The organism is Streptococcus penaeicida, assembly GCF_002887775.1.
Lineage (GTDB): Bacteria > Bacillota > Bacilli > Lactobacillales > Streptococcaceae > Streptococcus > Streptococcus penaeicida.
The window spans coordinates 1-14,465 of the sequence record NZ_LOCM01000001.1; the positions used below are offsets into that span (position 1 = coordinate 1).

The window sequence follows — 14,465 nt, forward strand, 5'->3', positions numbered from 1 at the left end:
AATTGGCTTGAACACCTATATTGTACCGCGTTAGGAGTCTTTTGGGTATAACCTTTGATGCACACCCGCATAGCGGGTGGTTTTTTGTTTCACACCTTCGGAGTGAAACGGACTAAAAGTCACATAATAAAAAAAGACGATGAGAAAATTCTCTTCGTCTTTTTAAGCTTTAACAACACCTAGTAATACTGCACCAATAATAAAACAAATAATACCGATTATTACCCAGCGTATTTCATTTTTTGTTTTCTTCTCTCCAAGGAATAGGATTCCACCAATTATTGAAATAATAGCACCTAATTGTGAGAAACTGAAAGCAATTGCTAACCCTGCCTTTGATGCAGCTAACAACATGAAAACATTACCAATACCCCACATTATTCCAACGAGACTATTTTTTAAAACATATTTATCAAAGCTTAGTTTGAAAGACATAAATAAACTTGCTCCAAATACCATTCCTATTGCCATTGGGAGTAGGACTGATATCATGTCAAAATTCATGATGTTATTGAAAAGAACAACATAGGATACATAACCTATAGTAGAATAGGTTAAAGCTTTAAATCCTTTGTTATAGTTATGCAATTCAGATTTTTGATTGGTTTGATCCTTTTTACTTGAAAAGTAGAAACCAACGATTAGTAAAATTAAAGCACATGTTCCTAAGATAAATTGATAAGAGTGTTTCCATTCTCCGAATATAAAAACACCAATTAAACTTCCTAAGACTAACTGTGAACCACTAGATAGAGGGTTAGCAACAGAAACGCCCATATTCTTCATTGCGTGAAACTGACCAGTCTGACCGAGTGACCATAAAAATCCTCCAACGAATCCGAATAGCCACAAAACAGAAGTCATTTCGGGTCTGACAATAATCCATGCCACAATGGCAAAAAATAATGCACCCAAAGTCATTCCGAAAGTTTGTTGACTGGGTTGTCCACCAATTTTATTACTTACAAAACCAATGCTACCCCATGCAATCATTGGAAATAAAGCATATAATATACCTTCCAAAGAAAATTCTCCTTTACATTATTATTGACAATAAATTTACAGAGTTGTCAATAATGTTGACAATTTTATTATCATAAAAATTGCCTGGAGAATAATTATATCTCAAATTTTGACATTAAACAAGACTAAAAGACTAGACACAATGTCTAGTCTTTTAGTCTTAGTTGTGATTATTAATGTACTGAGTAATTCGGTGCTTCATTTGTAATTTGAACATCATGCGGATGACTTTCAATTAACCCAGCTCCAGACATCTCAATAAACTGAGCCTTATTGTGGAGATCTTCAATCGTTGCTGCTCCAACATAGCCCATTCCAGAACGAACACCACCTAACATTTGGAAAACAATATCAGATGCAGCACCCTTATAAGCAACACGGCCTTCAATTCCTTCAGGTACTAATTTATTAGCTTCATTGACAGAACCTTGGAAATAGCGATCGCTTGAACCTTTTTTCATAGCTGCAATAGAACCCATTCCACGGTATGTTTTAAATTTACGTCCCTGATAGATCTCAGTTTCACCAGGAGCTTCGTCAGTTCCTGCAAACATTGAGCCTAACATTACTGCATTACCACCAGCTGCTAAAGCTTTAACGATGTCACCAGAGTATTTAATTCCTCCATCTGCAATAATTGTTTTACCGTATTCACGCGCAACAGCTGCTGCATCATAAATAGCAGTGATTTGTGGAACACCAACACCTGCAACAACACGAGTTGTACAGATTGAACCAGGACCGATTCCAACTTTTACGACATCAACACCAGCATCGTAAAGGGCGCGTGCCCCTTCAGAAGTTGCAATATTACCGGCAATAAGTGTCTTATCTGGGAAGTGTGCTCTGATTTCAGAAATTTTGCGAAGTACTCCAGCAGAGTGGCCATGAGCAGTATCAATAACAATGGCATCAGCACCCGCTTCAAAAAGTGCTTCAGCACGTTCAAAGGTATCTGAAGTGACACCTACAGCTGCTGCAACTAATAAACGACCAAATGTATCTTTAGCTGCATTTGGAAATTCAATTACTTTTTCAATATCTTTGATAGTGATTAAACCTGATAAACGACCGTTATCATCTACTAAAGGTAATTTCTCAATTCTATGTTCATGAAGGATATGTTCAGCAGTTTCTAAATCAGTACCAACTTCAGCAGTAACTAACTTTTCACTTGTCATATGTTCAGAGATTAATGAATCATAGTCTGTGATAAAACGCATATCACGGTTTGTTATAATCCCAACTAATTTTCTATTTGTCATAGTTTCAACAATTGGAACACCACTAATACGATAGCGTTGCATTAATTCTTCAGCTTCAGCAACCTTGTGATCAGGAGTTAAGAAGAAAGGATCAATGATGACTCCATTTTCAGAACGTTTAACTTTTCGAACTTCCTCTGCTTGTTCAAGGATAGACATGTTTTTATGAATAACTCCAAGACCACCTGAACGCGCAATTGCAATTGCCATTTTACTATCTGTAACTGTATCCATTGCAGCAGTAATAAAAGGAATATTTAATGTTAAATTTTTTGCTAACTTAGTTTTCATATTGACTTCATTTGGCAATACATGACTTTCAGCTGGAATTAGCAATACGTCGTCAAAAGTATAGCCTTTTTTCAAAAATTTAGTGTCCCAATTCGACATTAAAATAATCCTCTTTTCATTTATTTTCTTGGGCAATTAACCCATTCTATTTTTTATTGTTACTATCATATCACGCTAAATTAATTTGTCAACAAATAGAGAATAATTTTTTAACATTATAAGTTTTTTGATTTTTAATATTCGTATATAGATTTAATTTACGATTTTTTTTATAAATAATACATTTTTCGTTCGTATTTTTACTAATTAAAAAACCAGTCTTCAAAACTGGTTTCTTTTTATTAAAAATAATTGATTCCCATGGCTGATTTTACTTCAGATAAAGTTTGAGCCGCAACCGCTTGAGCTGATTGACTGCCTTTTTCTAACATGTTAAAAACTTCTCCCATATCTTTTGCAAATTCCAATCTTCTCTCTCTAATTGGTGCTAGCTCCCTTTCAAGAATTTCTAAAAGATAGCGTTTTGTTTTCACATCTCCTAAACCACCCTTTTGATAGTGTTCTTTCATAGACTGGATTTCGGCTTGATCTTCTTGTCGACCAAAGATATCTAAGTAATGGAAAACCATATTACCTTCTATTTTACCCGGATCTTCTACTTTAATATGGTTTGGATCTGTGTACATACTCATTACTTTTTTTCGAACAGTATCTGCATCATCTGATAAATAGATGCCATTACCTAAAGATTTTGACATTTTAGCATTACCATCTAATCCTGGTAAACGACCTGCCCCTTCATTAGTGGGGTAAAGTCCTTCTGGTTCAACAAGGCAATCGGTCTTATAAGTATTGTTAAAGCTTCTCACAATTTCACGTGTTTGCTCAATCATTGGTTTTTGGTCATTCCCAACAGGTACTAAATTAGCTTTAAAAGCCGTAATATCAGCAGCTTGGGAAATTGGATAAACAAGGAAACCACTTGGGATACTTTCACCAAATCCTTTTTGTGCAATTTCAGTTTTTACTGTCGGATTACGTTCTAATCTTGCTAGAGAAACAAGATTCATATAATACATTGTTAATTCAGCTAATTCTGGAATTTGACTCTGGATAAAAATAGTTGATTTACTTGGGTCTAATCCTACAGATAAGTAATCTAAAGCGACATTACCAATTGAATCTCGAATCATTTCAGATTCTTTGGCATGATCAGTTAAAGCTTGCTGGTCTGCAAGAAAAACAAACATTTGATACTTATCTTCATTTTGTAAAAGTACTCTGTTTTTTAAACTTCCAACGTAGTGACCTAAATGAAGTTTACCAGTAGGTCTATCACCAGTTAAAATAATTGGCTTTGTCATTTTCTTCTCCTTAATATATCAAAAACCCCCACGCAAAAAATTGCGTGAGGGCGTTAGAACGCGGTACCACCTCAGTTGATATAATAATATATCATCTCATACTTTCCAAATAGCAGAAAGTTGCACGATAAGGGGTGCTAGTCCTGACAGTTATTGATTCCTATCATTATTCATCCATTAGCCCATTTCACTAATTGTGTTACTAGTTCACAGCGACCACTAGTTCTCTTAAAACACAAGAAAAGTTACTCATCTAATTCAAAACCATTTTATGAAAATTAATGATTTTTGTCAACATTCTTTCAATTTTTTTGAAAATATAACTTGACTCTTTGGCCCCTTTTAAGAGATAATAATTTCCTAAGTCTTTTTAGAAATAAATGTAAGGAGAAAATAAGTAATGAAAAGTAGGGTAAAGGATGTCCTATATGTAACATTGGGATCTTTTATTACAGCAGTTGGTTTCAATACAATGTTTGTCCATAATAATATTGCATCAGGTGGTATGGTCGGAATTTCAGTTGTTATTAAAGAACTTCTTGGAATTAGCCCATCGCTTTTTTTAATGGTTAGTAATATTCCTCTATTAATACTTTGTTATTTTTTCTTAGGAAAACAAACCTTCGTTAAAACCTTATATGGTTCCTGGATATATCCTATCGCTATTAGAGTTACTAATTTCCTGCCAACTATCACTCATAATCAACTTTTAGCCGCAATATTTGGCGGTATAATCGTTGGTATTGGTTTAGGAATGGTTTTTTGGGGAAATTCCTCGACAGGGGGTACGGGTATTTTAACACAAATGCTCCATAAATATTCTCCTTTAAGTCTGGGCGTTGCTATGACAATTGTAGATGGAATTAGTGTTTTAATGGGATTCATCTCACTTACTGCAGATGATGTCATGTATTCAACCATTGGACTCTTGGTAGTTGGTTATGTCATTTCTATTATGGAAAATGGTTTTGATTCTTCTAAGAATGTCATGATTATTTCAAGAGAATATCAAAGTATCAAAGACCATATCACTCAAGTTATGGACCGTGGTGTAACAAAGATTCCAATTCGTGGGGGATATACAACATCTGATAAAGTCATGTTAATGGCAATTATATCAACCTATGAACTTCCAAGTTTACAAGAAAAAATTCTAGAAATTGATGATACGGCATTTATCGTTGTCATGCCTGCAGCTCAAGTTGTTGGTCGCGGCTTTAGTGTCACTAAACACTATAAACGTGAAGATGAAGATGTTTTATTACCAATGTAAGGCAAAGCCCCTTTCTTATTGATAAAAGGGGCTTTTTCAGGTACAATGAAGATTAGATAAATAAGATGAGGTGACAAATTGCTTACTGTTTCAGATATTTCACTACGATTTAGTGATCGCAAACTTTTTGATGAAGTTAATATTAAATTTACTGCAGGAAACACTTATGGTTTAATTGGTGCCAATGGTGCTGGAAAATCAACATTTTTAAAAATTTTAGCTGGAGATATTGAACCTTCAACAGGTCATATTTCACTTGGACAAGATGAACGTCTTTCTGTTCTTCGACAAAACCACTTTGACTACGAAGAAGAACGTGTTATTGATGTTGTTATCATGGGAAATGAACAGCTATACGATATCATGAAAGAAAAAGACGCTATCTATATGAAAGAAGATTTTTCTGAAGAAGATGGTGTCCGTGCAGCAGAACTAGAAGGACTTTTTGCTGAACTTGGTGGTTGGGAAGCTGAAAGTGAAGCTTCACAATTACTTCAGAATTTAAATATTTCTGAAGAATTACACTATCAAACCATGAGTGAATTAGCTAATGGGGAAAAAGTTAAAGTACTCTTAGCCAAAGCTCTTTTTGGTAAACCTGATGTTTTATTACTAGATGAACCAACCAATGGTTTGGATATTCAGTCAATTGCTTGGCTTGAAGATTTTTTGATTGATTTTGAAAATACAGTTATCGTTGTATCCCATGACCGCCATTTCTTAAATAAAGTTTGTACCCATATGGCTGACTTAGACTTTGGGAAAATTAAGTTGTATGTTGGTAACTATGATTTTTGGAAACAATCTTCTGAATTAGCAGCTCGTCTTCAATCAGACCGTAATGCAAAAGCTGAAGAAAAAATAAAAGAACTACAAGAATTCGTTGCTCGCTTTTCAGCTAATGCATCTAAATCAAAACAAGCAACATCACGCAAAAAAATGCTTGATAAAATTGAATTAGAAGAAATTGTCCCTTCAAGCCGAAAATATCCATTTATCAATTTTAAAGCTGAAAGAGAGATGGGAAATGATTTTCTAACAGTTGAAAATCTATCAGTTACAATTGACGGGGAAAAAATCCTCGACAATATTAGTTTTATACTTCGTCCAGGTGATAAAGCAGCATTAATTGGTCAAAATGATATTCAAACAACAGCATTAATGCGTGCACTCATGGATGATATTGAATACGAAGGAACAATCAAATGGGGTGTCACAACAAGTAGATCTTATTTACCAAAAGATAACTCTAAGGACTTTGCTAGTGGTGAATCTATTTTAGAATGGTTAAGACAATTTGCTGCAAAAGGTGAAGACGATGATACTTTCTTACGTGGTTTCTTAGGAAGAATGCTCTTCTCTGGAGATGAGGTTAAAAAATCAGTTAACGTCTTATCAGGTGGTGAAAAAGTACGTGTTATGTTATCTAAGTTAATGTTATTAAAATCAAATGTATTAATTTTAGATGATCCAACAAATCACTTAGACCTAGAATCAATTTCTAGTTTAAATGATGGTATTAAAGAATTTAAAGAGTCCGTTATTTTTGCCAGCCATGACCATGAATTTATTCAAACAATTGCTAATCACATTGTCGTGATTTCAAAAAATGGTGTTATTGACCGTATCGATGAAACTTACGATGAATTCCTTGAAAATCAAGAAGTACAAGCAAAAGTAGCAGAACTTTGGAAATAAAAAAATAAGGCGGAAACGCCTTATTATTTTTTAAAATAAATAAGAGAAGGAGAAGAGATGAGTCATCATAATAAAAAATTTTTCATAATGAATTATCCAATTAGTTTTCTTATGCCATCACTCATTATGATAGTAGTCTTATTCTCTAAGGGAATCTATTGGGGTAGTGAAAAAACACTTTTGGCCAGTGATGGTTTCCATCAATATGTTGTTTTTGCTCAAAATTTAAGAAATATTCTTCATGGATCAGATAGTATTTTTTACACCTTTACAAGTGGTTTAGGTCTCAACTTTTATGCATTAAGCAGTTACTATTTAGGAAGTTTTCTGTCACCTTTTTACTATTATTTTGATATTAAATCAATGCCTGATGCAATCTATCTATTTACCCTAATTAAATTTGGCTTGATTGGACTGTCAACCTTCTATTCTTTACACCATATTTACAGTAAAGTAAAACCCTATTTTTTACTTGGATTATCAACTGCATTTGCATTGATGAGCTTTTTAAGCAGTCAATTTGAAATTAATACTTGGTTAGATGTATTTATCCTTCTACCTTTAATTATACTTGGTTTACACAAATTAATTGAATCTAAACCACTCTTATACTACTCAACATTAACCATATTATTCATTCAAAATTATTATTTTGCCTATATGGTTTCAATTTTTTTAAGTCTATATCTCTTTATTCAATTATTAAAACTAGAGAAAGTAAAGAAAAGATTTCAAACATTTACAAGATTTGTATTTAACTCAGTTTTAGCAGCCTTATCTGCTTCCTTTATGCTACTTCCTACCTTTCTTGATTTAAAAAACCAAGGAGAAAGTTTTACAAAAATTACAAATCTTCTTACAGATAATTCTTGGTACCTTGATTTAGTTGCGAAGAACATTTTAGGTACTTACGATACTACAAAATTTGACGCCATACCTATGATATATGTGGGCCTTTTTCCTCTATTATTAACTTTCCTTTACTTTACTGTCAAGTCAATAAAATGGCAAATTCGCTTATCATATTTCTTATTACTTGCTTTTATTTGTATCAGTTACTATTTACAACCATTAGATCTCTTCTGGCAAGCAATGCATGCTCCAAATATGTTTTTACATCGCTATGCATGGTCCATTCCATTACTATTAATATTGTTATCATGTGAAACACTTTCTCAAATTGAAGAAATTAAACTGTCCGCAATTGTAACTTCTTTTGTCACTCTAAGTTTAATATTAGCCAGTCCCTACCTTTTTTTAGAGCGTTATACTTTTCTAAATTCTGGTCTCTTTCTTTTAACAATTTCTTTTCTGACAGCTTATACAATAATTCTCCTTAGTATAGAAGAATTTCATATTCCAGTTTTAATCATAACTATCTTTACATTACTCTTTACAACTTTAGAAACAACACTAAATACTTATTATCTAGTTTCAGGACTTGAAGAAGAGTGGGTATTTCCAAGTAGAGAATCCTATAATCGTAATCTCAACAGTATTGACAGTCTTGTAAACTATCAAAAACAAGTTGACACTTTATTCTATAGAACTGAAAGATTACTTCCTCAAACTGGCAATGATAGTATGAAGTTTAATTACAATGGCATTTCTCAATTTTCGTCAATTCGAAACAGACAATCTAGTAGAGTGTTAGATCGCTTGGGCTTTAAATCAGAAGGGACAAATTTAAATTTACGATATCAAAATAACACATTAATTAGTGATAGTATTTTTGCAATTAAGTACAATTTAAGCGAAACATACATGAATAAGTACGGATTTAATAAAATAATGCAAGATGGCAATACTATACTATATAAGAATGCCTATGCACTTCCCCTTGCAATATTAACAGATGGTAAATATCGTGATAGTGAGTTTACAGTAAACACTTTAGATAATCAAACGAAGCTCTTAAATGATCTCTCTGGAAAAAACTTTTTATATTTCCAAAAACAAGGAGCACAAATTCTTTCAAAAGCAAAACTATTTACAAATCAAGTAAAACAACAAGCAATTGGTAGTGCTAATGACACTGTAGTTACGTACCGTCTTAATATTCCAAAAGAGTCACAAATGTATCTAAGTTTGCCCAATATTGTCTTTGAAAATCAAGATAATAAAGATGTTCTCATTTCAATTAATGGGAAAACAAGTCATTTTACAACGGACAATGTTTTTAGTTTCTTTGATTTTGGTTATTTTCCAAAACAACAAAGCGTTGAAATTCAATTAATCTTTCCAAACAATAAGTCGATTTCATTTGATAATCCTCATTTTTATAGTCTTAACACCAAAAATTATAAGAATGCTATCGCTAAAATTCAAAAACGTCAAGTCAAGGTCAATCATAAAAAAAATCAGGTTTCAATTTCCTATCAAGCTAATAAACCTTCTTCACTCTTTTTAACAATACCTTACGACAAGGGTTGGCAAGCTAAAAAGAATGGCAAGAAAGTACCAATCAGAAAGGCTCAAGATGGTTTCTTACTATTAGATGTTAAAAAAGGTAGAGGAAAGATTGAACTAAGTTTTGTTCCAAATGGATTTAAAGAAGGTATCATCATTTCAGTTATTAGTATTGTCGTAGCTTTAATCTACTTCACTTTCAACTTTAGGCAAAGAAAAAACAACCAATAAATAATTGGTTGTTTTTGAATACTCCGGCAGTAGGACTCGAACCTACGACATCATGATTAACAGTCATGCGCTACTACCAACTGAGCTATGCCGGAATAAGATTACAAAAAAAATTGCCTCTCAGCAATTATGATAGTCCGTACGGGATTCGAACCCGTGTTACCGCCGTGAAAAGGCGGTGTCTTAACCCCTTGACCAACGGACCAGAAGTAATTAATGGAGACGTTCTCCTTAACACTCTTATTATTATATCAGAACTTTCGATTTTGTCTACATTTTTTTAAAAAAAATTCTATTTTTTTCACTTCAAATAATATGCTCCAATCTTAATATAGCATTGACAGAATTAACTCCTTTCTGTTAAAATAAGGAAGTTAAGGTCTCATAGCTCAGCTGGATAGAGCATTCGCCTTCTAAGCGAACGGTCGCAGGTTCGAATCCTGCTGGGATCAAAGTAAAAGCATTACGAAATTCGTAATGCTTTTTTGTTTCATGTGAAACATTTTATTTATGATATGGACTACCTTCACGAATCATAAAGGCACGATAGACTTGTTCAATCAAGACTAGTCGCATTAATTGATGAGGTAATGTTAATAGACCAAAACTCATTAGTAAATTTGCTCTATTTTTTATTCTTGGATCTAGTCCAAGACTACCTCCAATAATAAAAGTAATATCAGAATAACCACGTATAGTTGCATCTGAAAGATATTGACTGAATTTTTCAGATGAGAACGTTTTACCTTCTATTGCAAGAACAATAACAAAGTCTCTTTGACCGATTTTTTTCTCAATTCGGTCTCCCTCAGTAGCAATTATTTTTTCTTTTTCTAAAATACTTGCATTATCAGGTGTTTTTTCATCTGGTAATTCAATCATTTCAAGTTGACAAAAGCGAGATAGTCTTTTTTGATATTCTGCAATACCATCTTTTAAATATTTTTCTTTTAATTTTCCAACACTTATAATTTTAACTTTCATATAGTTATTGTAACACATCTTATAAGGAACTTAGTTTATCCACAAAAATATATTCCATCAAAGTTGATGAAATTAGGACTTATCCAAAAATTAAATAAGTTTTCCACAAGTTGTGGATTTCTTTTCTTTTTTTTCTAATTTAAGGTATAATTAAGCAGTATTTTATAAGATAAAAAAAAAAAGAGTGGAGGGTAAAAGTTTGTCTATAATGAAATTTATCGCAAAACTATTTGGTGTTTTAGTAGTTGGTATTATTGGTGGGGCCATTGCATTTTTCACCTTAAATAACTTTCAATCTAACTCTGACAATCAAGATGTCATTGCAAAACCAACTACAACTAGTAAAGTCACCTATAAAAATACTACAAATACAACAAAAGCTGTAAAAGTTGTTCAAAATGCTGTCGTATCTGTTATAAATTACCAAGAATATAATTCTGAAAATCAGATGCCTAGTATTTTTAATCAAGGTGAAGATTCACCTAAAGAAGATGATGGCTTAGCTATTTATAGTGAAGGATCAGGTGTTATTTATAAAAAAGATGGGAAAGATGCCTATCTTGTCACTAATAACCATGTTATTGATAAAGCAAAACGTATTGAAATCTTACTTGCAGATGGATCAAAAGTAGTTGGTAAATTAGTTGGTGCTGACACCTATTCTGATTTAGCTGTCGTTAAAATTCCTTCAGACAAAATTAAATCTGTAGCTAAATTTGCTAATTCTTCAAAAATTAATGTTGGTGAAGTTGCTATTGCAATTGGTAGCCCATTAGGTACAGAATATGCTAATTCAGTAACTGAGGGAATTGTCTCAAGTCTAAGTCGTACAGTTACCTTAAAAAATGAAGAAGGCGAAACTGTCTCTACAAATGCTATCCAAACTGATGCTGCTATTAATCCAGGTAACTCAGGTGGTGCCTTGATTAATATTGAAGGTCAAGTTATTGGAATTAATTCAAGTAAAATTTCTCAATCCGATTCTTCTGGTAGTGCTGTAGAAGGTATGGGATTTGCTATTCCAGCTAATGATGTGGTTAAAATTATTAACCAATTAGAAGGTAAAGGAGAAGTTGTTAGACCAGCTCTAGGAATTTCAATGGTAAATCTAGGTGATTTATCTACAAATGCTTTAGAACAATTGGATGTTCCTAAAGACGTGAAGAGTGGTATAGTTGTTGCCAATGTTAAAAAAGGCATGCCTGCTTCTGATAAACTTGAACAGTATGACATTATAACTGAAATTGACGGAGAAGCTGTTGCAACGACAAGCGATTTACAAAGTATTCTTTATGGTCATGAAATAAATGATAGTATTAAAGTAACCTTCTATCGCGGTAAAGATAAGAAGACAGAAACTATTAAATTAACAAAAACAACCAAAGACCTCAATTAATACTGTCAAACAATATTGACAAATACTGTAAAATACCTTTACAATAACGTAAAGGTATTTTACTTGTAAAGGATAAGTATGAAAGAAGAACTTAAAGTCTTAGATATCAAAGATATTGTCGCCAATCCTTACCAGCCGAGACTTCATTTTGATAATGACGAATTACGAGAGTTAGCTCATTCAATCAAACGAAATGGTCTTATTCAACCAATTATTGTTCGACCATCTGCTATATATGGTTATGAATTAATTGCAGGTGAGCGACGTCTAAAAGCTTCACAATTAGCAGGAATTGAGCAAATACCGGCTATTGTTAAAGAACTTTCAGCTACTGAAAGTATGCATCAGGCTATTATTGAAAATCTCCAGAGATCCAATTTAAATCCAATTGAAGAGGCCAAAGCTTTTCAAAATATTTTAAGTAAGAACCAATTAACCCATGAAGAATTAGCAAGTTTTATGGGGAAATCACGTCCTTATATTACAAACAGCATCAGATTATTACAACTACCAAATTATATTTTAGAAGCTATCGAAAGTGGTCAGATTAGTTCTGGACATGCTCGTTGTCTGATAGGTATTGATAATAAGAAGGAAATAGAGAAGATATTCCAGCAAATTCTATCTGAAAATTTAAGTGTTAGACAAACAGAGGCATTAATAAAGTCTGAGAAAAAAGTCAAAATACAAAAAAAAGCTAAAGATATCTTCATTAAGGCTGTTGAGGAAGATTTAGCAAAAGCAACTGGAATTGCTGTAACCATTAAACAAAAAAAAGATGGAAGCGGACAATTACAATTTTCATTTCAAGACCAAGAAGAACTTAACAGAATTATCAACAAGCTAAAATAGCTTGTTGATAATCTTTTTTTATCTCACAAGCTTTTCCACATTATTTATTATCTATTATTCCTTATATATCAATACATTCCTAACTTACCCACAGCTTGTGGATAAGTTAGATTAACAATGTGAATATTTTGTCCACAAGTTGTGGATTACTCTAAATCTGTAATGAAAAGACTGTGGAAAACTCTCTATTTTTATGTTAGAATAGACCTAGAATTTACCATAGAAGGACACTAAAATGACTGAAAATGAAACTATTTTTTGGAATAGGGTCTTGGAACTAGCTAATATCGAATTAAAGCAAACAACATATGAATTTTTTGTTCTCGATGCTAAATTAATTAAAGTAGAGAATAATGTTGCTACTATCTATCTAGATAAAGTAAAAATCCTTTTTTGGGAACAACATCTGAAAAATGTCATTCTGACTGCTGGTTTTGAAATTTTTAATACTCAAATTGACGTTGAATTTACATCTGAAGAGGAACAAGTTATTTCTGAATCTCCTCCTCAAATTGGTCAGAGATTTTCAACTCAACCGAGCCGGTCCCTACCCCTTGTAGATACTGATTTAAATCAAAAATACTCCTTTGATAATTTCATTCAAGGAGATGAAAACCGATGGGCTATTGCAGCCTCACTTGCTGTTGCAAATACTCCAGGATCAACCTATAATCCATTATTTATTTGGGGAGGACCAGGACTTGGTAAAACACATTTATTAAATGCTATTGGAAATGAAGTCCTTAAAGAAAATCCAAAGGCACGTGTTAAGTATATTACTGCAGAAAACTTTATTAATGAGTTTGTTGTTCATATTAGACTTGATACCATGGATGAATTAAAGGAAAAATTTAGAAGTTTAGACGTCCTTTTAATTGATGACATCCAATCACTAGCTAAGAAAACACTTTCTGGAACACAAGAGGAATTCTTTAATACCTTCAATGCTCTACATGATAAAAATAAGCAAATTGTTTTAACCAGTGACCGAACACCTGACCAACTTAACGACTTAGAACAAAGATTGGTAACACGATTTAAATGGGGCTTAACCGTCAACATTACACCACCAGATTTTGAGACAAGGGTTGCTATCTTAACCAATAAAATTCAAGATTATAACTTTACTTTTCCTCAAAATACTATTGAATACTTAGCAGGTCAATTTGATTCAAATGTCAGAGACCTAGAAGGTGCCTTAAAAGACATTAGTCTTGTTGCCAACTTTAAACAGATTGATAAAATCACAGTTGATATTGCTGCAGAGGCTATTCGCGCAAGAAAATTAGACAGTCCAAAAATGACCATCATACCTATTGAAGAAATTCAAACTCAAGTTGGGAAATTTTATGATGTGACTGTTAAAGAAATTAAAGCAACTAAACGAACACAGAATATCGTTATGGCACGTCAGGTTGCCATGTATCTAGCACGTGAGTTAACAGATAATTCACTACCTAAGATTGGAAAAGAGTTTGGTGGACGAGATCATTCAACTGTTCTTCATGCTTACAACAAAATCAAAAATATGATTGTTGAAGATGAAAGTCTCCGCATCGAAATTGACACCATCAAAAATAAAATTAAATAGACTGTGGAAAAAGGTAAAAAATAATACAAGTTTTTCCACAAGTTGTGAACAAGCTTGAGAGCATATGGCGCGTGGGATTAAGTTAATT

Annotated in this window: 10 protein-coding genes, 3 tRNA genes and 1 other annotated feature; of the genes, 7 read left to right on the forward strand and 6 right to left on the reverse strand. The window is 32.8% G+C overall.

Features of this window, described 5'->3' with window-relative positions; genetic code table 11:
- Positions 1–162: 162 nt before the first annotated feature.
- The 3 genes from AT575_RS00005 to trpS form a co-directional block, all read right to left on the reverse strand.
- On the reverse strand, positions 163–1,023 hold the full coding sequence (locus tag AT575_RS00005) for a GRP family sugar transporter (protein WP_102776628.1): 861 nt from the start codon (positions 1,021–1,023) through the stop codon (positions 163–165).
- 173 nt (positions 1,024–1,196) lie between these two features.
- A complete protein-coding gene (gene guaB / locus AT575_RS00010) occupies positions 1,197–2,678 on the reverse strand; it encodes an IMP dehydrogenase (RefSeq protein WP_102776629.1) in 1,482 nt (493 codons plus the stop codon).
- A gap of 242 nt (positions 2,679–2,920) precedes the next feature.
- Positions 2,921–3,943: a tryptophan--tRNA ligase gene (gene trpS / locus AT575_RS00015; RefSeq protein WP_102776630.1), complete on the reverse strand. Its 1,023-nt coding sequence runs from the start codon at positions 3,941–3,943 to the stop codon at positions 2,921–2,923.
- Between the two features lie 43 nt (positions 3,944–3,986).
- Positions 3,987–4,214 (reverse strand) — a binding site (T-box leader).
- A 129-nt stretch (positions 4,215–4,343) separates the two neighbouring features.
- Between trpS and AT575_RS00020 the strand changes: the two genes are divergently transcribed.
- From AT575_RS00020 to AT575_RS00030, 3 genes are all read left to right on the forward strand, one after another.
- The gene (locus AT575_RS00020) at positions 4,344–5,216 is read left to right on the forward strand and encodes a YitT family protein (RefSeq protein ID WP_071794215.1); all 873 of its coding nucleotides are present in this window, start codon (positions 4,344–4,346) and stop codon (positions 5,214–5,216) included.
- A gap of 78 nt (positions 5,217–5,294) precedes the next feature.
- A complete protein-coding gene (locus tag AT575_RS00025; protein WP_102776631.1) occupies positions 5,295–6,914 on the forward strand; it encodes an ATP-binding cassette domain-containing protein in 1,620 nt (539 codons plus the stop codon).
- 57 nt (positions 6,915–6,971) lie between these two features.
- Entirely contained in the window at positions 6,972–9,554 is a 2,583-nt protein-coding gene (locus AT575_RS00030; protein ID WP_102776632.1) for a YfhO family protein, read from the forward strand.
- 21 nt (positions 9,555–9,575) lie between these two features.
- Here the strand turns inward: AT575_RS00030 and AT575_RS00035 are convergent.
- Both AT575_RS00035 and AT575_RS00040 read right to left on the reverse strand, forming a co-directional pair.
- A tRNA-Asn gene (locus tag AT575_RS00035) sits at positions 9,576–9,649 on the reverse strand.
- 38 nt (positions 9,650–9,687) lie between these two features.
- Positions 9,688–9,759: transfer RNA gene (locus AT575_RS00040), tRNA-Glu, on the reverse strand.
- 173 nt (positions 9,760–9,932) lie between these two features.
- Here AT575_RS00040 and AT575_RS00045 point away from each other — a divergent pair.
- Positions 9,933–10,006, forward strand: a tRNA-Arg gene (locus AT575_RS00045).
- A 52-nt stretch (positions 10,007–10,058) separates the two neighbouring features.
- Here AT575_RS00045 and rlmH read toward each other — a convergent pair.
- Positions 10,059–10,538 (reverse strand): 23S rRNA (pseudouridine(1915)-N(3))-methyltransferase RlmH, encoded by a 480-nt coding sequence (rlmH, locus tag AT575_RS00050; RefSeq protein WP_102776647.1) that lies wholly within the window; start codon positions 10,536–10,538, stop codon positions 10,059–10,061.
- 199 nt (positions 10,539–10,737) lie between these two features.
- Here rlmH and AT575_RS00055 point away from each other — a divergent pair, with 199 nt between their 5' ends.
- From AT575_RS00055 to dnaA, 3 genes are all read left to right on the forward strand, one after another.
- A complete protein-coding gene (locus AT575_RS00055) occupies positions 10,738–11,934 on the forward strand; it encodes a S1C family serine protease (protein ID WP_415746920.1) in 1,197 nt (398 codons plus the stop codon).
- Between the two features lie 78 nt (positions 11,935–12,012).
- Entirely contained in the window at positions 12,013–12,786 is a 774-nt protein-coding gene (locus AT575_RS00060; protein ID WP_102776634.1) for a ParB/RepB/Spo0J family partition protein, read from the forward strand.
- Between the two features lie 235 nt (positions 12,787–13,021).
- Positions 13,022–14,377, forward strand: coding sequence for a chromosomal replication initiator protein DnaA (gene dnaA, locus AT575_RS00065; protein WP_102776635.1), 1,356 nt, complete (start codon positions 13,022–13,024; stop codon positions 14,375–14,377).
- Positions 14,378–14,465: the final 88 nt, after the last annotated feature.